Origin of the sequence: Arenibacter algicola (assembly GCF_018860365.1) — a bacterium.
GTDB classification, from domain to species: Bacteria; Bacteroidota; Bacteroidia; order Flavobacteriales; family Flavobacteriaceae; genus Arenibacter; species Arenibacter algicola_B.
The window spans coordinates 52,843-78,031 of the sequence record NZ_JAHKPO010000013.1 but is presented as its reverse complement, the minus strand read 5'-3'; the positions used below and the strand labels follow the sequence as shown (position 1 = coordinate 78,031).

22 protein-coding genes are annotated in these 25,189 nt (G+C 35.1%); 19 read left to right on the top strand and 3 right to left on the bottom strand.

The window, feature by feature from the left end:
- Window positions 1–93: 93 nt before the first annotated feature.
- Both KO529_RS09005 and KO529_RS09000 read left to right on the top strand, forming a co-directional pair.
- Entirely contained in the window at window positions 94–1,731 is a 1,638-nt protein-coding gene (locus KO529_RS09005) for a lytic transglycosylase domain-containing protein (RefSeq protein ID WP_252734358.1), read from the top strand.
- A gap of 12 nt (window positions 1,732–1,743) precedes the next feature.
- Window positions 1,744–2,736, top strand: coding sequence for a DUF4837 family protein (locus KO529_RS09000; protein ID WP_215947580.1), 993 nt, complete (start codon window positions 1,744–1,746; stop codon window positions 2,734–2,736).
- Between the two features lie 226 nt (window positions 2,737–2,962).
- Here the strand turns inward: KO529_RS09000 and KO529_RS23665 are convergent, their stop codons facing one another.
- From KO529_RS23665 to KO529_RS08990, 3 genes are all read right to left on the bottom strand, one after another.
- On the bottom strand, window positions 2,963–3,133 hold the full coding sequence (locus tag KO529_RS23665; protein ID WP_348646971.1) for a DUF6747 family protein: 171 nt from the start codon (window positions 3,131–3,133) through the stop codon (window positions 2,963–2,965).
- Between the two features lie 442 nt (window positions 3,134–3,575).
- Window positions 3,576–6,224, bottom strand: coding sequence for an OmpA family protein (locus KO529_RS08995; RefSeq protein WP_215947579.1), 2,649 nt, complete (start codon window positions 6,222–6,224; stop codon window positions 3,576–3,578).
- Window positions 6,225–6,805: 581 nt separating this feature from the next.
- Window positions 6,806–6,991 (bottom strand): Sec-independent protein translocase subunit TatA/TatB, encoded by a 186-nt coding sequence (locus tag KO529_RS08990; RefSeq protein ID WP_031446154.1) that lies wholly within the window; start codon window positions 6,989–6,991, stop codon window positions 6,806–6,808.
- 198 nt (window positions 6,992–7,189) lie between these two features.
- Here KO529_RS08990 and KO529_RS08985 point away from each other — a divergent pair, with 198 nt between their 5' ends.
- From KO529_RS08985 to KO529_RS08905, 17 genes are all read left to right on the top strand, one after another.
- Window positions 7,190–8,059, top strand: coding sequence for a M23 family metallopeptidase (locus KO529_RS08985; protein WP_215947578.1), 870 nt, complete (start codon window positions 7,190–7,192; stop codon window positions 8,057–8,059).
- Window positions 8,060–8,065: 6 nt separating this feature from the next.
- Entirely contained in the window at window positions 8,066–9,574 is a 1,509-nt protein-coding gene (locus KO529_RS08980; protein WP_215947577.1) for a GH3 auxin-responsive promoter family protein, read from the top strand.
- 148 nt (window positions 9,575–9,722) lie between these two features.
- A complete protein-coding gene (locus tag KO529_RS08975; protein ID WP_215947576.1) occupies window positions 9,723–11,408 on the top strand; it encodes a DUF6909 family protein in 1,686 nt (561 codons plus the stop codon).
- Between the two features lie 3 nt (window positions 11,409–11,411).
- Window positions 11,412–12,470 (top strand): hypothetical protein, encoded by a 1,059-nt coding sequence (locus KO529_RS08970; protein ID WP_215947575.1) that lies wholly within the window; start codon window positions 11,412–11,414, stop codon window positions 12,468–12,470.
- Between the two features lie 3 nt (window positions 12,471–12,473).
- Entirely contained in the window at window positions 12,474–13,517 is a 1,044-nt protein-coding gene (gene rfbB, locus KO529_RS08965) for a dTDP-glucose 4,6-dehydratase (RefSeq protein WP_215947574.1), read from the top strand.
- A gap of 123 nt (window positions 13,518–13,640) precedes the next feature.
- Window positions 13,641–14,504, top strand: coding sequence for a glucose-1-phosphate thymidylyltransferase RfbA (gene rfbA / locus KO529_RS08960; RefSeq protein ID WP_215947573.1), 864 nt, complete (start codon window positions 13,641–13,643; stop codon window positions 14,502–14,504).
- 197 nt (window positions 14,505–14,701) lie between these two features.
- Window positions 14,702–15,247: a dTDP-4-dehydrorhamnose 3,5-epimerase gene (rfbC, locus tag KO529_RS08955; protein ID WP_215947572.1), complete on the top strand. Its 546-nt coding sequence runs from the start codon at window positions 14,702–14,704 to the stop codon at window positions 15,245–15,247.
- On the top strand, window positions 15,226–16,032 hold the full coding sequence (gene rfbD, locus KO529_RS08950; RefSeq protein WP_215947571.1) for a dTDP-4-dehydrorhamnose reductase: 807 nt from the start codon (window positions 15,226–15,228) through the stop codon (window positions 16,030–16,032). Before rfbC ends, rfbD begins: the two co-directional genes overlap by 22 nt.
- Window positions 16,033–16,047: 15 nt before the next feature.
- Window positions 16,048–16,683 (top strand): hypothetical protein, encoded by a 636-nt coding sequence (locus tag KO529_RS08945; protein WP_215947570.1) that lies wholly within the window; start codon window positions 16,048–16,050, stop codon window positions 16,681–16,683.
- Window positions 16,670–17,305 carry an HAD family hydrolase gene (locus tag KO529_RS08940; RefSeq protein ID WP_215947569.1) on the top strand — a complete coding sequence of 212 codons (636 nt, stop codon included), beginning with the start codon at window positions 16,670–16,672 and terminating at the stop codon, window positions 17,303–17,305. The genes KO529_RS08945 and KO529_RS08940 overlap by 14 nt, the downstream gene beginning before the upstream one ends.
- Window positions 17,292–18,023 carry a glycosyltransferase family 2 protein gene (locus KO529_RS08935; protein ID WP_252734357.1) on the top strand — a complete coding sequence of 244 codons (732 nt, stop codon included), beginning with the start codon at window positions 17,292–17,294 and terminating at the stop codon, window positions 18,021–18,023. The genes KO529_RS08940 and KO529_RS08935 overlap by 14 nt, the downstream gene beginning before the upstream one ends.
- On the top strand, window positions 18,010–18,354 hold the full coding sequence (locus KO529_RS08930) for a nuclear transport factor 2 family protein (protein ID WP_215947568.1): 345 nt from the start codon (window positions 18,010–18,012) through the stop codon (window positions 18,352–18,354). The genes KO529_RS08935 and KO529_RS08930 overlap by 14 nt, the downstream gene beginning before the upstream one ends.
- A gap of 6 nt (window positions 18,355–18,360) precedes the next feature.
- The gene (locus tag KO529_RS08925) at window positions 18,361–18,693 is read left to right on the top strand and encodes a hypothetical protein (RefSeq protein WP_215947567.1); all 333 of its coding nucleotides are present in this window, start codon (window positions 18,361–18,363) and stop codon (window positions 18,691–18,693) included.
- Window positions 18,683–19,423, top strand: a complete 741-nt coding sequence (locus tag KO529_RS08920) for a glycosyltransferase family 2 protein (protein WP_215947566.1) — start codon at window positions 18,683–18,685, stop codon at window positions 19,421–19,423. The genes KO529_RS08925 and KO529_RS08920 overlap by 11 nt, the downstream gene beginning before the upstream one ends.
- A gap of 411 nt (window positions 19,424–19,834) precedes the next feature.
- Window positions 19,835–20,215, top strand: coding sequence for a hypothetical protein (locus KO529_RS08915; protein WP_215947565.1), 381 nt, complete (start codon window positions 19,835–19,837; stop codon window positions 20,213–20,215).
- A gap of 1,408 nt (window positions 20,216–21,623) precedes the next feature.
- Window positions 21,624–24,080 (top strand): acyltransferase family protein, encoded by a 2,457-nt coding sequence (locus tag KO529_RS08910; protein WP_215947564.1) that lies wholly within the window; start codon window positions 21,624–21,626, stop codon window positions 24,078–24,080.
- A 25-nt stretch (window positions 24,081–24,105) separates the two neighbouring features.
- Window positions 24,106–25,188, top strand: coding sequence for a glycosyltransferase (locus KO529_RS08905; protein ID WP_215947563.1), 1,083 nt, complete (start codon window positions 24,106–24,108; stop codon window positions 25,186–25,188).
- The last annotated feature ends 1 nt before the right edge of the window (window position 25,189 follow it).

Sequence of the window (25,189 nt, the reverse complement as noted above, 5' to 3'; positions counted from 1 at the left end):
TTATCTGTTTTTTGGTCAGCTTTTAAAAATTAAATTTTAAAGTTTAGAAAAAAATCACGATTTTAGTCTGCCCCGCTTAAAAAAACAAACCTTATGAATACATCCAGATATATATTATTGGGAGTCTTGTCTATGGGTTTCTTTGTTACAGGCGTAGCACAGGAATTTGACTCAATACCCGCTGCGAAGCAAGGCCTTAATGTCTTGAAGACACAAGAAATTACAGTGGATACTACGGCCATGGAAATGGAAGGTGTTGAGCAGATGGAAACAATGGAAGCCAAGGATGATATTCAGGACAATCCGTTGCTTTTGGTGAAAGGTCAGAAAAAATATGATTTAAAGGACCGTCCAGAAACTGCCAAGTTCGATAGCCTATGGATGAAGGAATTGTACGACAGTTCCTCTTTATTCGATTCCATTTATCAGGACATAACTGCCCTGGAAATAGATTCTGTTTATCATTTCAATGTAGATACGGACACCTTAAAGGCCAGACTGAAGCTCCTAAATCAAAAAACACCCTTTAACATTGTTTACAATCCCTCGTTGGAAAATGTAATACGATACTTTCTTACCCGTAAAAGGGATATGATGAGCAGAATGTTGACTATTAGCCAGTTTTATTTCCCCTTGTTCGAACAGGAGTTGGACAATCAAAATGTACCCTTGGAACTTAAATATTTGGCCATTGTTGAATCTGCACTAAATCCGAGAGCCCGTTCGCGGGTCGGCGCCACCGGTTTGTGGCAATTTATGTACGGTACCGGGAAAATGTACGATTTGGATGTAAGCAGTTATGTGGATGAACGCAGCGATCCCATTAATTCTACCAAGGCAGCCAGTTTATATCTTAAAAAACTACATGGTATTTTTAACGATTGGGATTTGGCTCTAGCGGCATATAATTCTGGGCCTGGTAACGTAAACAAGGCTATAAGAAGATCTGGGGGCTACAAGAATTACTGGAATATAAGAAGAAACCTTCCCAGGGAGACAGCGGGATATGTACCGGCATTTTTGGCTACCATGTATATTTTTGAATATGCGGAAGAACATGGATTTACAAGACAAGTCACTGATCGTCCTTATTTTGAGACCGATACCATACATGTGAAGAGCACTATTACCTTTAATCAAATTTCGGAATTGGTAGATGTTAGCGAAGAGGAATTGATGTTTTTGAATCCTGCTTACAAGTTAAAGGTAATTCCCTATGTCAAGGATAAGAATTATGCCCTGCGGCTCCCAGTGGATGCATTGGGGAAATTTGTCGCCAATGAGGAGGCAATCTATGCCCATGTACAGAATCAACTAAAATCCAAAGAAGAGCCCTTACCACAAATAGTACAGTCTAAAGACCAAATTACATACAAGGTTCGCAGTGGCGACTTCTTGGGAAAGATTGCAGAAAGGTACGGAGTAGGTGTTAGCCAAATTAAAAATTGGAACGGTCTACGAAGCAACAACCTTAGAATAGGTCAAAGATTAACTATTTATCCAAGAAAAATTCCATCATCGATAAGCTCAACAAATACCAGCAAAAGCTCAACAAATTCAGTGGCTGCGGCAGGTAATAAGGTACATACGGTTAAAAGTGGGGACTCCCTTTGGACCATTTCTAAAAAATATCCTGGAATTAGTATAGATAATTTACGAAAATGGAACGGTATTAGTGGTAATGACATAAAACCGGGCACAAAGTTAAAATTGTGCGATTGTTCTTCGTAAATAAATAACTATATGAAAAAAATTACCGCAGTAGTATTATTACTTTCTTTGATCATTGTCTCTTGTGAAGAAAAAGAGAAAAAGAAATATCTGCCAGAGTCCATCGGTGCCATAAATTCCTTGGCGGTTGTAATGGACAATGAACTATGGGAAGGGAAAGTTGGGGACCGGGTAAGACAGCATTTTGCAGCGCCTGTTCTGGGCCTTTCTTGGGAGGAGCCCCTGTTCACTATAAATCAAATGCCCCAAAAAGTCTTCTCTGGCACCATTTTACAAACCCGTTCGGTGCTTTTTGTTGAAAAAGATACATTGAGCCTTGCCCACATTAAAACCGATGTTTATGCCACTCCCCAAAAAGTTGGTGTCATCAAGGGAAGAACGGATGAAGAAATTATTTCAAATTTGGATGCTAAAGCCGATGAGATTATCAAAGCTTTTAAGGAGGTAGAAATCCAGGAGTCACAAAAGCGTTTCTTAAAATCACTTAGTAAAGAAACAGTATTGAACGATAAGTTGGGCATAACCCTGTCCCTACCCTCTATTTATAAGGTAGGAAAGCAGGAGAACAATTTTATATGGATCGATAGACAGATTCAAAAAGGGAGTATGAATATTATAGCATATGATATTCCCAATGATTATTTTAAAAACGACTCCACCTTTGTTAAGGATATTGTGGCCATGCGGGATTCTATAGGAAAACAATATATTCCGGGGCCCGATGTACCTGGAAAAATAACCTATATGATGACCGAAAAAGCCTTTGCTCCTTATGTTTTCCCCGTGGAAGTTGCCAATAGAAAGGCTGCCGAAGTTAAGGGCATATGGGAGATAAACGGATATCCCATGGCGGGACCTTTTCTTACCTATATCATCAACGACGACAAAAACAATAGGAAAGTGGTCATTGAAGGTTTTGTTTTTGCTCCAGCTACTGAAAAAAGGGACGATATGTTCCAGCTTGAAGCCATTTTAAAAACAGTGAAGTTCTCGGACAGTAAATAATGACATTGTAAAAAATAAATATACTGTATAGGGCCCTTTTACGGGCCCTATTTTTTTTGACATAAACTTGCACCGCATAATAATACAAACACCGATAAAACGCATCAAAATAGCTTTGAACCCCGCTCCTCAAATTGGTCTAAGCCAAAGCAAGGGATAAGAAGGCCTATAGGAAACAAAAAAACGCCCTTGAGGGCGTTTTCTGGTTTGGTTGGTTTTTATGGTTTTAATCAAATGCAAAGCCCGTAGTAATTCTGAATATAAAGGCATAGAGTACGATTAAGAAACTAGCAAAACAAAACCAGCTCATCACCTTAAAAAAGGATTTAACAAAAGCGTGACCTAGGTTTCTAAATGCCTCTAAATAAATTTCTCTAACTAATAGAACGTTTTTCATAATATTTGGTTTGGTTATATGGTTGGTTATTAGACTTATATAACTCAAAATATAACGATTAGGTATTTCATCGGACTTTTTTGTTGTAAATAGACCCTTAAACGTTGTGAAAACGGATTTGACTATTTATTATAACTTCTACGTTGGCTGCCATACCCACTAAGCACAACCTTAGAACCAAAGGGATACAACTATATACAGCAATAGATTTCTACATGTTCAAAAAAAAGTCTAAATATGGCAAACACTTACATTATGATAAGTCCTCCGTATAATATTAAAAACATCTACTAAATGGACTCCGCACGGTCTAGCTCGGGAATTTGGTTAAGTCAAAAATAATACTCAACAGTATATTTGTTGAATTGAAAGTATAAAAAAACCGCCTTATCCATAAAGGAAAGGCGGCTATAACCCTATTGATTTAGGGTATGTCTTGAAATTACATCTTTACAATTATAAATTCTGAACGCCTATTAAGTTCGTGTTTCTCCCTGCTACAACGAACTCCATTTCCACATTCGTTGATCAAACGCTCCTCACCATAACCAATGGCACTTTCAATACGGTCTGCAGAAATGCCTTTGGAAATAAGATAGGCCTTCGTAGACTTGGCTCTTTTGTCCGATAGATATTTATTGTAGACATCAGGACCTCGGGAATCGGTATGGGATTCAATCTTTATTACCATATCCTTATACTCGGTCATCACTTCCACCAATTTATCAAGTTCCAACGATGCGTCCTTTCTTATGTAGGATTTATCAAAATCGAAGAAAATCATATCGGTCTTAAGCTTTTTAATCCCGTCTTCAATTACAATGAGCTCTTTTAGCTTTTTCATGGTAATATCCACATTTACCACCTCATTTTTCTTGGTTTCGGCTGTAACTACATTTTCAAAGAATTCGCTCCTAGTTGTTTTGATCGTGTATTTGGTATTGGAATCCAAATCTTCAAAGACAAAGGAACCGTCATCTTCCGTAACCATTTCCTTTAATTTAATATTATTCTCATCCAAGAGGGTGACCAGGGCCTTGGGCATTAAATCGCCGGTAATCAACTCGGTAACTACACCCGAAATGGCATTCTTAACTACTTCTTCAAGTACGAGTCTTTCAAAGGAATAAATATCATCATCCCCTTTACCTCCACGTCTATTGGAGGCAAAATATCCTTTTTGGTTTTCTTCATTTACGATATAGGAAAAATCATCCTTATTACTGTTAATTGGCTGACCCATATTGGTTACCTCTTTAAAACCTTCCTCATCATAAGCCACTTCAAAAACATCCAATCCTCCTAGTCCAACATGGCCATTGGAAGCGAAGTATAACTTCTTATCGTTGATAAATGGAAACATTTCCTTCTGCTCCGTATTAATACCAGGACCTAAATTTTTGGGCTCCGAGTAACTTCCATTATCCAAAACATCTACCACAAAAATATCGGTATCCCCAATGGTTCCCGGCATATCCGAAACAAAATAGAGTTTTTTCCCATCCGGACTTAATGCTGGATGCCCGGTAGAATAATCATCGCTGTTAAAGGGCACTTCTTCAGCTTCGGTCCATTCTCCATCAACTTTATTGGAAACATATATTTTTAAATGATTGACCCCATTTTTGTCCCTTTTTAGTTTTTTACCATAATTATTTCTTGTGAAATACATGGTTGAATTATCCGGGGTAAAGGTTACTGAAGCTTCGTGATACTTGGAATTTATTTTTTTCGAAAACCTAATTGCTTCCTTAAGGTCTTGGGATTCCTTATTTACTTTGGAGACGTATAGATCCAAATAAGGTTGATTATTCCATTTATACCGTCTGGTATTAAAAATGGAGGAGTCTTTAGCGGATGCAAATACGATTTCGTCATCATTGTAAAACATAGGCGAAAACTCTGAATACTTAGTATTTACTGCCAAGTTTTTAAGTCCAAATTTAAGTTCCATATTAAGAATATTGTCTAGGACGGCTTCCTTTTGGCTTGCATTAAAATCCATTTTAGAACCTACATTACCTTTTTGAACCTCCTTGTCATAGAGACGCATCATTCTCTTGGATTTGGAATATTTACCGGTCCCCTTTAAGGTATGGGCATATTTAAAAATTTGGTCGGGCGACACTTCTTCTTCATATCTTTCAAATATGATATTGTAATAATAATAGGCCCTTTCCATATTCGTATTGTAATAATGGGAATCTCCTGCCTTTTGAAGTATTTCAAGGGAATAATTATTGGAGTCTTTTTTAAGTGCTTCCTCGTATAGTTCGGCAGCTTCAGCATACCACATTTTATCAAAATATTGATCAGCTTTATTTATAAGCCTTGCAGCATTGGGGTTTAAATTTTCATTTAAACTGTTTCCCCTTTCTTTATTCTTTACCATTGGTTCCTCCGCAATAGGACTTAGCATTTCATAAGTAACCTCTTCAACGGATAATTCCTCCTTGGGCGCAGTATTATTGGTCTTTGGCTCGGGTTTTTCATCTTGATCCAGAGCTCTAACCCCTTTCGGATAATCCTTTACCGCTTGATCTGAATTCTTGTCCAAAGCTATATTAGGTAAAGGCAAATTTGAAACAGTACCATTGCCGTTTATCCCTATCTTTTTTGATGTACCACCATTATCCACATTCATTAGCCAAAATGGATCAGTATAGGTACCATTCAACTTGGAATTGCAAGCAGCTATAGCGCTATCCAATGTATCATACCTACTTAAATAGACGTAGTTAAGACCATTACTGGGGTTACTAATATAACCTGCTGCAAAACCTTTTCTTTTTAAATTTTGAGCCAAATTTTGAGCATTTCCTAAATCGGAAAATACACCAGAGACAATATAAAAGCCTTCAACTGCCCCTTTAATATTTTTAAAAGTCCTGCTTTTTATACGATTTGCAGCAGCCCTCTTTCTAAAAAATTCAGGGGTAACCCTAATGTTGGAAGAATTGGATCCATTACCGGCGCTTATATCTATATTGGAATACCGTTTATCCATAACGGAGGCAACGTTATTCCTTATTCCTTGGGCACTGCCAATAATAGCAAAAAGGAGCAAGCAGGCTGTTAGAAGTTGTTTCATGTTTATTCTATTAAAAAATCTTGGGGGTCCAATATTCAAATAATATAGCGGCATTTGTAAAATTCATAATTAACTTCCCTAGTGAATTACAAATACCTTATATTTTATTACCAACGCTAAAACTAGAGCGGTTAGTGCCGTGAAAAAATAATTTGTTGTGAATCCTCTGTTTTCAATGGTGTAATAGCCATTTACAGAGATTTATTTAGCTTTCAACGGGAAAAACCACAGCATATTAAACACGAATAAACAGAAGAAAATTATAAATTGGTTCCGTTTCCATCTATTGTTGACCAATTTTTTAAGACTAAAGATATGGTAATCAAGCGCTACAAATATAGTTGGGAAGTATAACCAAAATTCCAATTGGTATTTTTCCTTTTTATGAAGAAATAAAATGGGACATCCCTTACACGATAGATCAGCTATATATTTTACAAGAAATTTCGGGCATTAAATTATCCACTTATCAAGTCCTTCAAGCGGCATTGATTGAAAAGAAATGTGAATTTGGTCAGTTGTATAAACAAAAAAACACCTGCACTATGGCAGATGTTCTTTGTAAATATTTAAAATATGAACTATTTTTCCTTTTTCTCTTCCAATTTATCATCTTCCTTGGAAGCATCTTTAAATTCTTTAATGCCGCTTCCCAATCCACGCATTAATTCCGGAATTTTTTTACCTCCAAATAATAGTAGGACGATGGCCACAACCAAGGCGATTTGCATTGGCCCAATGGCTAAGAATGTATTTAAAGTTATCATGGTATAATAATTTAAGAATAACAAAGGTACTAAAAAAGATGTTAGAATGCTGTTAATTTTAACGTCTATAATATATTTTAATTATTCTAATTTAGAATATATTTTCCTAATAGATACTTTTGCAGTGAAAAAATTGTGGGAAATCAAAATCTACAATAAAGGAATTAAAGTTAAATACTAACCCTATCTTTGTTCATTATGGCCAAAAAGGTAAAGAAAAGAAAGGAAATTAAGCAGAAACTTTTACACAAGTATCGTCTGGTGATTTTGAATGAAAGTACCTTTGAGGAAAAAATTTCATTTAAGCTGAGCAGGATGAATGTTTTTGTAACTGGATCTCTGTTCATTATTGGGTTGATTGGATTCACCATATTGCTAATAGCCTTTACACCATTGCGGGAATATATTCCGGGATACTCTTCCACTAAATTAAAGCGACAAGCCACCGAACTTACCTATAGGACTGATTCTTTGGTTGCTACACTAAATTATACCAACAGGTATTTAGAAAATATAAGAAAAGTACTAAGGGGTGATGTCGAAAATAATGAAATTAATAGGGACTCCCTATTCGACCAGTATAAACTGGATCCTTCTACTATAGATCTAACTCCGATCAAGGAAGATTCCTTATTGAGGGAACAGGTAGCTTTGGAGGATAAATACAATTTGTTTGAAAGAAACATTAACAATCCCGGGCAGGTACTTTTTTCTCCCCTATCCGGAACAATATCCCAAGAATTTAATACCGAAAACAAGCATTTTGCCGTAGATGTGGTTGCTCCCATGGACAGTCCCATAAAGGCAGTAGCCAACGGTACCGTAATTTTTGCCGAATGGACAGCGGAAACCGGTTATGTAATTATCTTGGAGCATATGGACGGACTATTAAGCGTTTACAAGCACAATGGATCCTTAAACAAGGGGCAGGGTGATGTAGTGAGATCTGGAGAGGTCATTGCTTCGGTAGGAAATACAGGGGAGTTGACCACAGGACCACACCTACACTTTGAGCTATGGAGCAACGGTAGCCCGATAGACCCATTAAATTTTATAGATTTTAAATAATTTCAAATGAGTTTAAAATCATTTGCAGCAAAAATATTTGCCAAGAAAATCGCGAAAAAAACTGCCGAATGGGTAAATAATCCCATTCAAACCCAGGAAAAGATATTCCAATCGCTCATAGCTACAGCCAACAATACCGACTTTGGTAAGGATCACAATTTTTCGCAGATAAAAACCCATTCCCAATTTGTTGAAAACGTCCCCATTAGGGACTATGAAGAATTAAAGGGATATGTGGAGAAGGTGGTAGCTGGTCAGAGAGATGTATTATGGCCGGATAAACCTGCCTATTTCGCAAAAACCTCCGGGACCACTTCTGGGGTTAAATACATTCCCATTACCCATGAATCCATTAAGTACCAAGTTGAAGCATCGCGAAATGCCATTCTAAATTATATTCATGAAACGGGCAATGCAGATTTTGTGGATGGAAAAATGATTTTTCTTCAGGGAAGTCCCGAAATGAACGAAAAAAATGGGATTAAAATCGGAAGATTATCGGGGATATCTGCCCATTATGTTCCCAATTATCTCCAAAAAAACAGATTGCCCAGCTGGGAAACCAATTGCTTGGAAGATTGGGACACTAAAGTAAATAAAATTGTAGAGGAAACGGTCAACCAGGATATGACGGTTATTGCGGGAATACCCTCTTGGGTTCAAATGTATTTTGAAAAGCTGAACAAGAAAACGGACAAAAAAATAGGAGATCTATTCAAAAATTTTCAGCTATTCATTTATGGAGGGGTTAACTACGAGCCCTATCGTGCAAAATTTGAGAACCTCATCGGGCGACGCGTAGACAGTATAGAACTATTCCCCGCCAGTGAAGGATTTTTCGCCTACCAAAATTCCCAAAAGGAAAATGGAATGCTTTTGTTATTGAATTCGGGCATCTTCTATGAGTTTGTCAAGGCCGATGAATTCTTTGTGGAAAACCCCAAACGTATTACCCTCAACGATGTTGAACTGGGAGTAAATTACGTAATGATCATATCTACCAACGCCGGTTTATGGGCTTACAATCTTGGGGATACCGTTCAGTTTATTTCATTGAAGCCCTTTAAAATCATCGTTTCCGGAAGAATTAAACATTTTATCTCCGCCTTTGGGGAACATGTTATTGGTAAGGAAGTGGAAGAAGCAATGAAACAGGCTATAGAGGGAACAGATGCCAGCATAAACGAATTTACAGTAGCCCCACAAATTAATCCGGAAGAAAAAGAACTTCCATATCACGAATGGCTGATCGAATTTGAACATCCCCCATCAGACATTAAAAAATTCATCAGCATCTTGGATAAGGCTTTGCAGCAGCAAAACACTTATTATTTCGATTTAATTGAAGGTAAAATTCTCCAAACTTTAAAAATTACCGAAATAAAAAAAGATGGATTTCAAGAATTTATGAAGTCTATTGGAAAGTTGGGAGGTCAGAACAAAGTACAGCGCTTATCCAATGACCGAAAAGTAGCCGATGGATTAAGAAGCTGGTCTAAAATAAAGAACTCATAATAAAACCAGCCATTATTTTTTAATATTTACAATTATTGATTACCTAAAAGTCTAAATTTATAATTTTAGCGTTAGGAAGAAATCTGAGAAAAGCTCTACCGGAAATAAAATAAACAATATAAATTGTAGTTTTGCACGAAATCTGCTTATGAGTAAATCCGTTAACACTACTAGGGCACAAGATTCCACCAATGCCATTGAACGCTTGTACATAACAATGCGGCATCTTTTCAACCGTGGATTTTACAAGCCGTCAGGTGTTTCCGGAGCAACCTTAAGACAATCTCTTTTACAACTACGCCCAGAAATATACGGTTCCATTGCTGAGGAAAAAGCAGAACTTAATGGGCTGTTGTATGTTTTGGAAAGATTGCCGGAAGGCATAGAACAATGCCGGTTTATAAACCTCACCTCGGATGAAGGCTATGCCGGTTCCCAATTTAAGCCTATTATTCCACCCAAAAGACGGAGAAACTGTTACAGGATAGATGATGAACAGATGAACATTGAGATTACCCGTGGCAGATCGGATATTTACGATATACTAACCCATCTTACCTTTTTGTTCATCGAATCCGAGAAACTTAGCAAAAAGGTCCTTATAGAAGACACGGACAAAACTATAAGGGATTGGGTAAAATTGGAACAGGCTGCTAACAAAGAGGAACTTAGCCAAAGGGAAAGGGAAGTCGCCCTAATACATATGGCCAATGTTTTGGGAAGACCGTTTATTGAGGTAATGGGGATTCACAAAAAACTCTCAACAGCTTCAGATCCGGAACGTTTTTTAAAGATTATCTATTGGTTGGGCAAACTGGCCATTGAGGAAGAAACCACAGGGAACAAAAGAGCTATTACCTTTAGTCCCATGTTACGGGAGCGCTTGGGACATCACATTCATGGGGAACGTTGGGCCAACAGGATTAAAGAGGCATTAAAGGAAAACGGACTTATAGAACGTCCCATCCATATCATAAGTGCCAATATGCACAGCGTAATGAATTCATTGTTCGCCAAAAAAGCATTGTCCAAAACCTTGGCAGGAAAGACAAAATTGGAGATATATGAGGCTTTGAGCATTCCCAAAAATTCCGGTTTAAGGGAAAAGGTAATTGCCCAAGCGAAAAAGAACGGGATGATCGCCATTGATGACGTTTCTGGCACCAATATAGATGTACAAATTTTTGACATGGCCAAATTGGGCAAAGACGCCTGTTGTTACCAATTGCCAACAAACTGTCCAGAAAATGAAAAACCTGTTATCTTTGTTATGGATTACGCTTTTGGGGAGCAAGCTTATGAAACCATTGATGAATTGCTGAAACCATACAAGATTAAAAAAAACCAAAAGGTATTTTTAAATGTGACCTCCATTACCATTATGGGAAAAGCAGGAATTCTGGAAGGCGGAAAAGGGGATATAATGATTCCCGATGCCCATATTTTTGAAGGAACCGCAGACAATTACCCCTTCGTAAATGAATTACGAAAAGAGGATTTTGAAGGCAACGGACTAAAAGTTTTACAAGGAGCCATGGTGACTGTATTGGGAACCTCTTTGCAAAATAGGGACATCCTAAAATTCTTTCATGAATCCACTTGGAACGTAATTGGGTTGGAAATGGAAGGGGTGCATTATCAGAAGGCAATACAATCCGCATCCAAAATTAGAAAGAGCATTAGGGAAGATGTTAAAGTACGTTATGCCTATTATGCTTCCGATAACCCTTTGGAAACAGGGAGCACCTTGGCATCCGGTGGTTTGGGGACCACAGGGGTAAAACCCACCTATTTAATAACCGATAAAATACTAACACAAATATTTAATTCCTAGTTTATGGCTAATCAACAACCGACAAATAGCAGCTCCTCTTCTTCGGATGAAGTAGATTTGGGGCAACTGTTTCAATTAATTGGAAATGGTTTTAAGAAATTTTTCCGTTTTATAGGTAATATTTTTAGAGGTATTTTCCATACGATTATCCTGTTCCTGCTTTTTTTACAAAAACATTTTATAAAATTTGTGGTTGCAGCTGTAGTTGGATTAGCCTTAGGCATATACCTAGACATGATAAAAGAGCCTAAATTTATTTCCACAATGGTGGTAGAACCCAATTTTAATAGTGTGCAACAATTGTACAACAATGTAAATTTTTACAATGAGTTGGCGCGTGCAGAAGATTCAACGGCTTTGGCCGAAGCCATGGATATAAGTGTTTCCGAAGCTTCAAAATTAAAAAAGTTTGTAGTGGAGTCCTATTCGGATGAAAACCAAAAGGTGCAATTATTCGATAAATTTGTACGCAGTTTGGATTCCACCACCAAAAAGGCCATCGACATGGAGAATTATTTGAAAAATTTCAACTCCATGGATGCAAGATTCCACACCATATCTGTTACGGCAACAAATAGCACCGTTGCCAAAGCTATACAGCCGCCAATTATCAAATCGATTTCCCGAAATGAATATTTTCAGTTGCAACAAAGTATTAGTGACCAAAATATAAGCCTACAAGACAGCCTATACAAAAAGCAATTAATGGAGGTAGATTCCTTACAACATCTTTACAAGCGTGTGATGGAAAAGGAAGCTGAAAAACCACAGCAGGGTACCAATATTAGTTTAGGGGAAAACGGAGGACAAGAAAATAAAGAATTAGCCTTGATCAACCAAGTGGATAAGTTAAAGGAAAACTTGGTGTTGCTTAATGAAGAACGGGCTAATAAGTCGAGCATCTTAAACGTTATTTCAGCCTTCCCTAGAAGGGGAGTAGAGGTAAAAGGAATATTAAATAGTTATAAATTTTGGATCCCCCTAGGGTTTATTGGGATTACCTTGCTATTATTAAGTCTATTGGACTTGAACACTTATTTAAAGAACTATAAAAAAGAATAGTCCATGAACATTTTGGTTACCGGTGGGGCCGGTTTTATTGGTTCCCATGTGGTTAGAAGATTGGTAACCACCTATCCAAATTATCATATCTATAATTTGGATGCGCTAACCTATGCCGGTAATCTTGAAAACTTAAAGGATATTGAGTCTGCCCCCAATTATACCTTTATAAAAGGGGATATTACGGAGTCTAATTTTATTAATACTGTTTTTAATCAACATGCATTTGATGCGGTTATTCATTTAGCAGCAGAGTCGCATGTGGATAGATCAATAACCGGCCCCTTGGCCTTTGTAAAAACGAACGTCCTGGGAACGGTAAATCTTTTGAATGCAGCAAAATCCATCTGGGAAAAAGATTTTCGAGGCAAACGATTCTACCATATAAGTACGGACGAAGTCTATGGTTCTTTAGGCAACACTGGATTGTTTTCGGAAACCACGGCCTACAATCCTAGTTCTCCTTATTCAGCCTCAAAAGCGAGCTCGGATCATTTTGTTAGGGCCTATGGGGAAACCTATGGACTACCTTATTTAATCAGCAATTGTTCCAACAATTATGGCCCAAATCAGTTTCCGGAAAAATTGATTCCATTATTTTTAAACAATATCATCATAAAACAACCCTTACCCGTGTATGGGGATGGTAATTACACAAGGGATTGGTTATATGTGTTGGACCATGCAAGAGCAATCGACTTAATATTTCACAACGGGAAAAATACCGAAACGTATAATATCGGCGGTTTTAATGAATGGAAGAATATCGATTTGGTAAAATTGCTATGCAAGCAAATGGACCAAAAATTGGGAAGGCCTGCTGGAGAAAGTGAAAAACTCATCACTTATGTCAAGGACAGGCCAGGTCACGATCTACGGTATGCTATTGATGCATCTAAAATAAAGAAGGAATTAGGATGGGAACCTTCCGTTACCTTTGAAGAAGGTCTAGCAAAAACAATTGATTGGTATTTGACCAATGGACCGTGGTTAAATAGCGTAACTTCGGGCAAGTATCAAGAATATTATGAAAAACAGTATAAATAATGTGATAAAGTTTTGGGGTGATGGAGTTACGCTGTTATGAAGTAGAAAACACTGAACTCGATAACCTTTTCACAAGATAATTCCATATCATTTTAACAGCATAACTTATATAACCACAAAATCATGAAAGGCATTATATTGGCAGGAGGCTCAGGAACTAGATTATATCCCATTACCTTGGCAATGAGCAAGCAGCTAATGCCCATATATGACAAACCCATGATCTATTACCCTTTGGCCACCCTAATGTCAGCTGGTATCAGGGAAATATTGATTATAACCACTTCCCAAGACCAGGACCAATTTAAAATCCTTTTGGGTGATGGGTCCCAATTGGGCTGTTCTTTTAAATTTGCTACCCAAGAGAATCCCAATGGATTGGCAGAGGCCTTTATCATTGGAGAAGATTTCATTGGAACCGACAAGGTTGCCTTGATTTTGGGTGATAATATTTTTTACGGTTCCGGCCTAGCAACTTTACTGCAGGCCAACAACGATCCAGATGGGGGTATTATTTACGGTTACCATGTACAGGATCCGGAACGTTATGGAGTAGTAGAGTTTAATGAGGAAGGAAAGGCCATAAGTATAGAGGAAAAACCGACTAATCCAAAATCCAATTATGCTGTTCCTGGCATATATTTTTACGATAATGAGGTAGTCGCCATTGCCAAAAAAATAAAACCCAGCAAAAGAGGGGAACTGGAAATAACCGATATCAATAAGGCCTATTTGGAAAAAGGCAAATTACAAGTGAGCATTTTGGATCGGGGTACGGCTTGGCTGGATACAGGGACCTTCGCCTCCCTTATGCAGGCCTCACAATTCGTTGAGGTCATAGAGGACAGACAGGGGCTTAAAATAGGATCTATTGAAGAGGTAGCTTATACCATGGGTTATATTTCTAAAGAGCAACTTCGGGAGTTGGCAAAACCCTTATTAAAAAGTGGTTATGGCGAATATCTGATTGGTCTGATTAGAGAATAGCTGGATGTTGAGCTATCATGTTAAGAAGTTACGCTGTTATGAAACCCAAAACATTGTAAATTTTAATTCCCCTCTTGAAGGACTATTCTGGTCGTAGACGAAGCAGGGATTAAGTGCGGGGTGTAAAAGCAGATTCATGGAAAATAGAAATTAACTTGTCAACAACATTACAAGATAACTTAATAACAACAGAAAAATTGAAAATTACAGAGACGAAGCTAAAAGGTTGTTTTATTTTGGAGCCTAAGATTCATGTGGATGATAGAGGGGTATTTTTTGAATCCTATCATAAAACCATTCTAGACCAAGCCATTGGCGAGTCAATAAATTTTATTCAAGATAATATTTCAGTTTCCAAAAAACGAGTTTTGAGAGGCTTGCACTATCAAACTGGAGTACATTCCCAAGCAAAATTAGTGCAGGTATTAAAAGGGGCGGTGTTGGATGTTGTTGTAGATCTTAGAAAGGAAAGCATCACATTTGGCCAGCATTTTACACTAAAATTATCATCGGAAAACAAGAAATCAATTTTTATACCAAAAGGTATGGCACATGGATTCTTGGCCATGACCGATGATGTAATTTTTTCCTATAAATGTGACTCCCATTACTGCAAAGATGCTGAAAGGGGTATTAAATACAACGACCCCGATTTAAAAATAGATTGGGAAACAAAGGGAATGGATTTGATTATTTCCCCAAAAGACCTACAATTGCCCCTATGGAAAGATTTACACCTATAAAACGGATTCTGGTTACCGGAGCATCCGGACAATTGGGACTTAGTATTCAGGACATAGCTATGGAGTATCCACAATTAGTATTTGTGTTTGCCAATTCCGAAGCCCTGGATATTACGGACTATGTGCAAGTGGATAAAATAATAGAAAACGGCAATTTTGACTACTGTATAAATTGTGCGGCCTATACCAACGTTGAACATGCGGAGAAAAGCCCGGAAATGGCCTTTAAAGTGAACGCTGAAGCCGTTAAGCACCTAGCGCTTGCCTGCAAACAGTATGGGGTGACCTTAATCCACATATCCACCGATTATGTCTTTGATGGGGAAAAAGGATCGCCCTACACGGTTGATGACCAACCCAACCCCATCAACATGTATGGAAAATCTAAATGGGAGGGAGAAAAGTACATACAGGAAATATTGGATAAGTATTTTATTGTCCGTACTTCTTGGTTGTATCATAAAAAACATGGCAACAACTTTTATAAGACCATATTGAAAAAGGCAAAGAAGGGGGAAGTGTTGCGAATTACAGATGAACAAATTGGTTGTCCAACTAATGCTGCAAACCTTGCCAAATTTCTATTGAAACATATATTAACTGAAAATCAGGAGTATGGCATTTACCATTTTACGGACGGACAAGTTATGAGCTGGTACGGTTTTGCACAAAACATTTTGAAAGAAAACGGGCTGAAAAGTACTACAAATATTGTGAAGGAGAATAATTATCGTAGTTTTGCGAAGAGGCCGAAAAACTCTATATTGAAAAAGATTCTTATTTAATAATAATTTAGCTTAATGATATTGTCACATAGAGGATTCTGGGAGATTGAATCTGAAAAAAATACGGTTAAAGCTTTCAAAAAGTCTTTTTCATTAGGTTTTGGGACAGAAACTGACATCCGGGATTATAAAGGAAAACTTGTAATATCACATGATATTGCCAACGAAGACAGTATTCTGGCCGAAGATTTTTTACAGATCTACAATCAGTATGACAAAAATTTACCTCTAGCTTTGAATATCAAAGCTGATGGATTGCAAAACAAATTGGAAAATTTATTGACTAGATTTGAAATAAGAAATTATTTCGTTTTCGATATGTCAATCCCAGACACCATAGGCTACTTAAAGAATAAATTGAATTTTTTCACCAGGGAGAGTGAGTATGAAGTCAATCCATCGTTCTATCAAGAATCTAAAGGTGTCTGGTTGGATGAATTCAATAAACATTGGATAACCCCCCAAGTAATCAAAAATCATCTTAACAACGACAAGCAGGTTTGTATCGTTTCTCCCGAATTACACAAAAGAAGTTATGATAAAGAATGGAGAGGGTATAGAGAAAACTTCGACTTTAATAATAGTTTAAGTGTTCATATCTGTACAGATTTACCTTTAACAGCAAAAAACTTTTTTAATGAAAAAAATTAAAGCCGTTATTTTTGATATGGATGGCGTATTGATCGACGCTAAAGAATGGCACTACCAAGCTTTAAACAAGGCCTTGGCTCTTTTTGGCTTAGAAATTAGCAGATATGATCATTTAGTAACCTATGATGGGTTGCCAACCAAAAAAAAATTGGAAATGCTCTCAGCTGAAAATGGCCTCCCAAAAAAACTACATGCATTCATAAATAACATGAAGCAGGCTTACACTATGGAAATAGTCCATGCTCACTGCAAACCCACCTTTTATCATGAATTTGCACTTTCCAAACTGAAGTCGGAAAATTACAAAATGGCCGTCTGTTCCAATTCAGTGAGAAATACAGTGAAAGTTATGATGGAAAAGTCAGCTCTGAATCAATATCTTGAATTTTTTATTTCTAATCAGGATGTGGTCAATGGAAAACCGGACCCTGAAATGTATTTGAAGGCTATGCAGAGGTTAGGGTTAAAACCTAAGGAATGTTTAATTGTGGAAGATAATGAAAATGGAATAAAAGCAGCAAAAGCGAGTGGAGCCCATATTATGAAAGTAGAAACAGTGGAAGATGTTTACTACATTAATATTTTAAAACACATAAGACAAATAGAGAATGAGCAAAATTGACATTTTAGTTCCGTTAGCTGGGAAAAGTCTATTTTTCGATGACAAAAGTTATCCATTTCCCAAACCGTTGATTGAGGTAAATTCTATACCAATGATACAGTTGGTTATTGAAAAACTATCAAAAATTAAAAATGTAAACAAGTTCATTTTTATTGTCAATAATGTAGATTGTAAAAAGTATCATATCGATAATATATTGCGGCTATTAACAGATGATAATTGTGAAATCGTAAGATTGGATAATGAAACAAAAGGGGCCGTGTGCAGTGCCCTAATGGCTATTGATTATATTGATAAGGAACGGGAACTTGTTATTTGCAATGGAGATCAAATAATTGAGGAAGACCACAATACAATAATTGATTATTTTAGAAGCAATAAGTACGATAGCGGGGTAATTACCTTCGAATCTATCCACCCACGTTGGTCATATGTTCGCCTAGACGAAAATAATTTAATTATTGAAACGGCAGAAAAAAGACCCATTAGCAAATCTGCAATTGCTGGATTTTATTATTTTAACAATGGATATCTTTTTGTGGAATCTGCTATGAGTATGATTGAAAAAGATGCCAATGTCAATGGATTATACTATATAGCTCCGTGTCTAAACGAACTCGTCTTATTGAATAAAAAACTAGGTATCTTCAAAATTGAAAATAATCAGTATTTTTCTTTTTACTCCCCTCAAAAAATAAAAACTTATGAGTCTAGATAATCTTAAAAACCTGACCAAAAAATATATACAGGCATTCGACAATAAAGACATTAACTCCATAAAGGCATTACTAACCGAGGACTTCATTCTCGAAGACCCCGTGGTTAAGAAAGTTAGGGGGAGAGATAATGCTCTTAAAAAAATATTGGAAATTTTCAATGGCGCTGAAGTGTTATCTTTTAAAGCCATAAGTGTTTTCCAACAAGACAATACAACCCTTATCGAATTTAATCTCATCTTGGACGACGTTACCTTGAAAGGAGTTGATATATTGGACTGGGAAAACAACAAGATTAAGGAATTACGAGCATATTTAGACATCCCTAAGTAACCTAAGATGAAAAAAGGTAATTTAGATTCAATGGTAAAAGGATGGTTTGTAGGAAATTTTGAACCTACCATATATCAATCCACTGAAGTGGAAGTAGGCATAAAAGAATATAAAAAAGGTGATTATGAAGAAACCCATTATCACAAAATTGCCACTGAAATCACAACAATTATTTCTGGAAAAGTTTTGATGAACAATATAGAATATAATAAAGGTGATATAATTGTCATTGAACCAAAAGAAGAAACCGATTTTAAAGTTTTAGAGGATACTATTACCGCCGTTGTTAAAATACCTGGAGTAAATAACGATAAATATTTAGGAAAATATGAGCATTAATGTTGTAATTCCCATGGCTGGTGCCGGAAGTAGGTTCGCGAAGCAGGGTTACCTTAAACCCAAACCTTTTATAGATGTAATGGGTAAGCCAATGATTGTGCGGGTAATGGAAAACTTAGCCTTTAAAAATGCTAAGTTTATCCTCATTGCGAGAAAAGACCATTTGGATCAGGAAATCGCCATTATTGAGGAGATAAAAGAAAAATTTAACGTTGTGTTCATTCCAATCGACAAACTAACGGAAGGAGCTGCCTGTACTATCCTTTTTGCCAGGAAATACATTAATAACGATACACCCTTGTTATTAGCGAACTCCGACCAAATAGTTCAATTTGATCTTGAAAAATATCTTTCTGAAAATGATGAAAAAGAGGCAGACGGTTCCATTTTAACATTTATTGATAAAGAAAAGAATCCAAAATGGTCTTTTGCAAAGCTGAATTCCGAGGGATACGTTAGTAAAGTTAAAGAAAAAGAAGCCATTTCCGAATATGCAACTGTTGGCCTATATTATTTTAAAAGAGGTTTAGATTATGTTAACTACGCCATAGATATGATTATTGAAAATGATAGAGCCAATAATGAATTTTATACTTGCCCCGTTTATAATTATGCCATTAAAGATGGAAAAAAAATTGTTGTGCACAATATAGATTATGCAAACATGCATGGCATTGGAACCCCAGAGGATCTAAATATTTTCCTACAAAAGAACCCTTTAAATTATTAGGCCTTGAGAATTGCACTTTGTTATCATGGAATCGCTAAAGGTAAAAACTTTAAAAACGGTGGCTTAGGCGTAGGATACGAGCAGGAATTAAACTTAATCAAGAATAATTTAATCAAGGCAAATCCAAATTGCAAATTCGACATTTATTTGCATTCTTGGTCCTATGAATTTAAAGAAGAAATCCTTAAGAATATGCAGCCTAAAGCCTACTTATTTGAACGGCCAAAAATCTTTCATAGGCCCTCCAAGCTAAAACTGCTCAAGGAAAATATTAAAAGATTTCTAGGTAGGGATTATGAATACAAAAGAATTAACAATATATACTCAAGGTGGTATAGTTATTATAAGGTTTGCCAGTTAGTTAAAGAAAATGAATCAAATTATGACTATATAATTGTAACCAGGTTTGATATGGCCTTACTAAAAAGCTTAGACATCGGCCAATTGGATAAAAACTGCTTTTATTCGGGAGATTGGAAAGGTTATACCAATGACAATATAATTGTTGAAGACCCTGATTTGGTATATTATGATCTAAATAAATTGCAAGAAGTGTCCAGAGGGTTTCCATATAATGACGAAGGTCTCCAAGACTTTTTTTTCATAGCATCTAGTGAATATATGCTCAATGGTTTTTCCAATATTTTTTTGGAATTACCAAATTTGATAAAAAAATACGAAGCGAGCAATCATTTAATAGCTTTAGGCAAGTTAAAAGAGGATAAAAAAATAAATGAACACCAAAGGGTATTGAAATTTAGGGAGGATTATTATTTAACCAGATGGCTTTAAAACTAGACTTTCTAACACAAGAGATTTTAGTTAAAATAGCAACAAAAATTTTTGGGATATTACGCACCTTATATCTCCTATATATTTTTGGAATCTCGAGCTATCTGGATGAATTCTATTATTCTAATTCTATTATCGGTCTAATAGTTTTAATCAACATACTATTTGAAACAACCTACTCCAAGAAAATAAAGGTATTTAGAAATAAACTGTCCTTCCATAAAAAATTTTTAAAAAGTTTAAATATTTTAGTTCTGGTTCTGATTTCAATTGTTTTGATTTTCTCATTCCTCTTCATTAAAAATGGAAATATTCTAATTCATATTTCCATTTTGGCACTTTGGTCTATAATTAACATTAATTCTTATTATTTCTTACTGGTATACAGATATTCATTAAAAAACAAACCAATCCTTAAATATTATTTTTGGATATCGTTTATAAATGTTTTCTCCATTATTCTAATTATTTATGCCGATTTAATTGACTCCAACTATATTTTTATTATAATATCAGGATCCATTTTATTTTCCGAATTAATAACTTTCACAATCATTTTTGGCAATTATTTTATTAAGGTTTTAAAATCAAAATTTGTAAGAAACGAAAAAATGAGATGGTCAGAGATCAAAGTAATTTCCAAGGTTCTTATAATTTTAATACTAGTGTCACTTATCGACGTGACCGACAAAACATTCCTGACCATTTTTGATGAGGGAGCTATAACGTATTATACCTATGGGTTTTATGCCCCTCTAATTATTAGACAAGCATTGGACATAAAGTCTAATTTTTTTGCTCAAATAAATATCTTGCGGAGTTCAAAAGAAATCAATAGGATCTTTTTTTCCACAGTGAAGAAACTTTTGTTTTTTTTTACTTTAGCTTCAATGTTACTGGTATTTATTGTAGAGTTTTTTGAACCTCAAATATTAGGGCTTAGGTTATTTACATCGAAAGATTTCAATATTATTAGAAACATCCTATTTATTGGACTTGTTATAACCCCATTTTATATGATTTGGGATTTATTTTACAGGTTCTATTACAGAAAAAATATTATTGATTTACTACTTAAAGTCACACTAGTTGGGTTTATTTTAAATATTGTAATGAATTACATATTTTCAATAATTATGAATTACGAAATTTATGGTGTTCTATATTCAACATTATTGATTTTTCTTTTTTATAATATCATTAGCTATTTCATTTTTTTTGTAAAAACGAAACCTTATTAATAGGAGTTAAATAATATTTTTATTCTTGTGGTTAATTTGTAGTCCATAAAAAGCCTATAAGACTATTATGACTAATGCGTTTGAAACAATATTATTAGAATGGTGGTTAATAGCAATATGTACTAACACGTATTTTACCCTATTAGAGTTTTTTAAAATTGAATGAAATGAAAAATAAATTAGAATATTTAGACCATATTGACTTTTTAAGAGCCGTTGCGGTTGCTCTCGTTATTCTATTTCATTTAGATATTACATTGCTCAAGGGGGGGTTTCTTGGTGTAGATGTCTTTTTCGTAATCAGTGGGTTTCTAATTACAAGAAACTTGAACTATGAGTTTAAAAATACTGGAAAAGTAGACTTTAGAAAATTTTATATTCGTCGTATTCGCAGATTAATTCCCACATTACTGCTAACGTTGTTTCTAACTTTTATTTTAAGTTTTTTGTTTTTTCCGCCATCTCTGTTCACCGGATTTATAAAATCGATGTTTTTTTCGTCCATTGCACTTTCAAATTTTCACTTTTTAAGCGAAACTAGTTATTTTGATGTCAGTTCTAATTTAAAACCGCTCCTCCATACTTGGTCACTGGGCATTGAAGAACAGTTTTATCTATTATTTCCTATCTCTCTTTTTCTAATAATGAAATTATTTTCGAAGAAATGGAGTAAATTTTCATTAATAACTACTCTAATTCTCCTAAGTATACTGTTGAATATTATAGTTTCCCAGGGCCATATTTCGGAAGCATTTATTAGTTATTTTATTTCAGAAGACAATGTGGCAGAAAGTATTTCATCAATACAATTTTTTTTATTACCATTTAGGGTATTTGAGTTTTTGTTAGGTGCTATTTTAATTTATCTTCCCAAAAACAAAACCATTAATAAATCGTATGCCTCTTTGCTAAATTTAATTGGGTTAGGGTTAATTATTTTCTCATCAATTTATTTCGACGCCGAAACTAAATATATGAGCACCTTAAACATTATACCTTGCATAGGAGCATCATTATTCATTTTTAATACACCTAAGCAATCCATTTTTTCATTTTATAACTTATCATCTTTTAAAACAATAGGCCGGATTAGCTATACGCTATATTTATTTCATTGGCCTATAATTGTATTTTATAAGTTTTTATATGGAAACGAAACCAATTTTATAGAGAAAATCATTCTTGTCTTCCTTACTTATCTCATTTCGTTGGCCGTATACAAATATTATGAAGACCCCCTAAGAAACAATAATTTACAATCTCGTATTATATCTAATCACGGTATGATTAGTTTAGTCCTTTTTTCTTTAATCATTATATCAAACATAAAAATAGATGTACTTAATAATGAAGGTTGGTTATGGAGAGTTGATTTAAAAACACTTGAAAGTATTAAAGAATTTGAAAATCCTGTTGAATACAATAGAAAGAATTGGGGTGCTGCTGGATATAATGATTTTGCTTTTATTGGAAAAAAAGGACAGAACACTTCCCCAGATATTATTTGGATAGGCGATAGTCATGCGGGTCATTACAGTTACGGTCTAGATTCTATTTTGGTAAAAAAGAATAACAAATCGGTATTTATGAGTTATGCAATATCTACGCTTCATTTACCGGATATTATCCACAAAACCATAGATAGTACTGCGAGCAAAAATCACTTAAATAAGTTATTGCAATTGATTAACAGTAATCCCAAAACCCCACTAGTGATAAGTCATTTTTGGATTGGAGAAATGTCAATGACTAAAATTAAAAATCCCGATACCGGACTTTATGAAAATTTTAAAAGTGACAGTTTAGGTTATAACCAACTATGCCAAAAAATAGTAAAATTTTCCGAATTGGTAGGCAATAGAAATATTATTGTAATTGGAGAGAGCCCATTTAAAGGGAAGAATGATCTAAGTTTTGTTGACAATTTGCTAATACCCAAATATTCTGGGAATGTCAAGTCCTCATCAGTTTTTGAACCTTCTGATCGCCTATTTCAAATTAATAACTATTTTAACAATTATTTTGAAAAAAATAAAAACATCCATTTTATAAACCCTTCAGATATTTTTTGTGAAGACAAAAAATGTTTGGAACAAGAAATGGGAATGATCTACTTTTCTGACAAAGATCACCTATCCAAGACTGGTTCTTTGAAAGTAATTGAGACGATTGAGCAAGAACTACTAAATTATATGGTTTTAACAGATAAGAGCATTGTCCAGTCCACTGAAATTCAAGACCTTGTCGGTCCCGCAGAAAAGGTTAATCATAAATCAACCAAACTAATATTCACCAACTGGCATAATCCAGAACATGAGCACAGATGGAGTTCAGGAAATAGTTCAGAAATAGAATTTAACATAAATAACCCAAAACAATTTAAAGGTTTAATAAAACTAAATGTTGGGATATGGGACCAACAAATAATCAAAATGTTTATCAATGGTCACCTCATTGAATCCAGTAAATTAAGTGGCTGGCAAAATACTTTATCGTATTCATTTGACCCAAAAATCCTTAAAGAGAAGAATACTATAAGATTTGAATTTTCTGATGCCAAATCCCCAAATGAAAAGGATAAAAGAATATTGGCTCTGGCATTTAGAACAATTCAAATAGAGTAGTCGATATTAATACTGAAATTAGAATATGAAAAGGGTTTTTTTTATAATGCCAAACTTGGGCGGCGGCGGCGGCGAGAGAATTATATCTATTTTATTAAATAATCTAGATAGAAGAAAATTTGAACCCCATTTGGTTATTATAAAAAAAAATGGGTCCAATGTTTTTGTCAGCGATTTATATGAAGATGTAGTTGTTCATAGACTGGAAATAAAACAGCGTATTAAAATATCCTTTCCTATTTTAATCTATAAATTGCTCAAACTTTCCAAGAGTGAAAAACCAAATGTACTGTTCTTTGGATCAGGTCAGATCAACGCGTTAATAGCACCTTTTTTGTTTTTGTTTCCCAAGCATATAAAAACAATAGCCAGGGAATCCAATATCCCAAGTATCTTTGAAAAATATTATATCATTAAATTATTTTACAGACACTTTTATAAAAACTATAATAAAATTATCGTACAATCCAACGATATGTTCAAGGACTTGCATAACAATTTTAAAATATCAAAATCCAAATTAGTTAAAATCAATAATCCCGTTGATGTTTCCTATGTAAAAAAAAAATTGAGTTTAGGAGAAGATATACAGCTCCCAAGAGCCAAGATTAATCTTTTGGCTGTTGGAAGGTTAACCTACCAAAAAGGTTTTGATGAGCTAATCCTTCAACTGGCAAAGGTCAAGGAGAAGAACTTTTTTTTAACTATATTGGGAGAGGGCGAAGAAAGGGAAACTTTGGAACAGCTAGTTTTAGAAAATGATTTGCAAGATCATGTTTGTTTAAAAGGAAATGTTGAAAACCCATATAAATACATGCAACAAGCTAATGCCCTAATTTTGAGTTCGCGCTTTGAAGGGTTTCCGAACGTTATCTTAGAAGCCTTGGTATGCGGTACACCGGTATTAGCAAATTATTGTTTAGGGGGAATAGATGAAATAATTAACCCTGGATTTAATGGAGATATTTTCTCTTTTCAAAAGGGAGACTTTCAATCTAAATTCGATAGTTTTTTCAATACGAAATTTAATAATCTTGACATTAAAAATGATGCCATAAAAAGGTTTAGGGTCGAAAACAAAATTAAAGAATTTGAAACCCTCCTCTAAA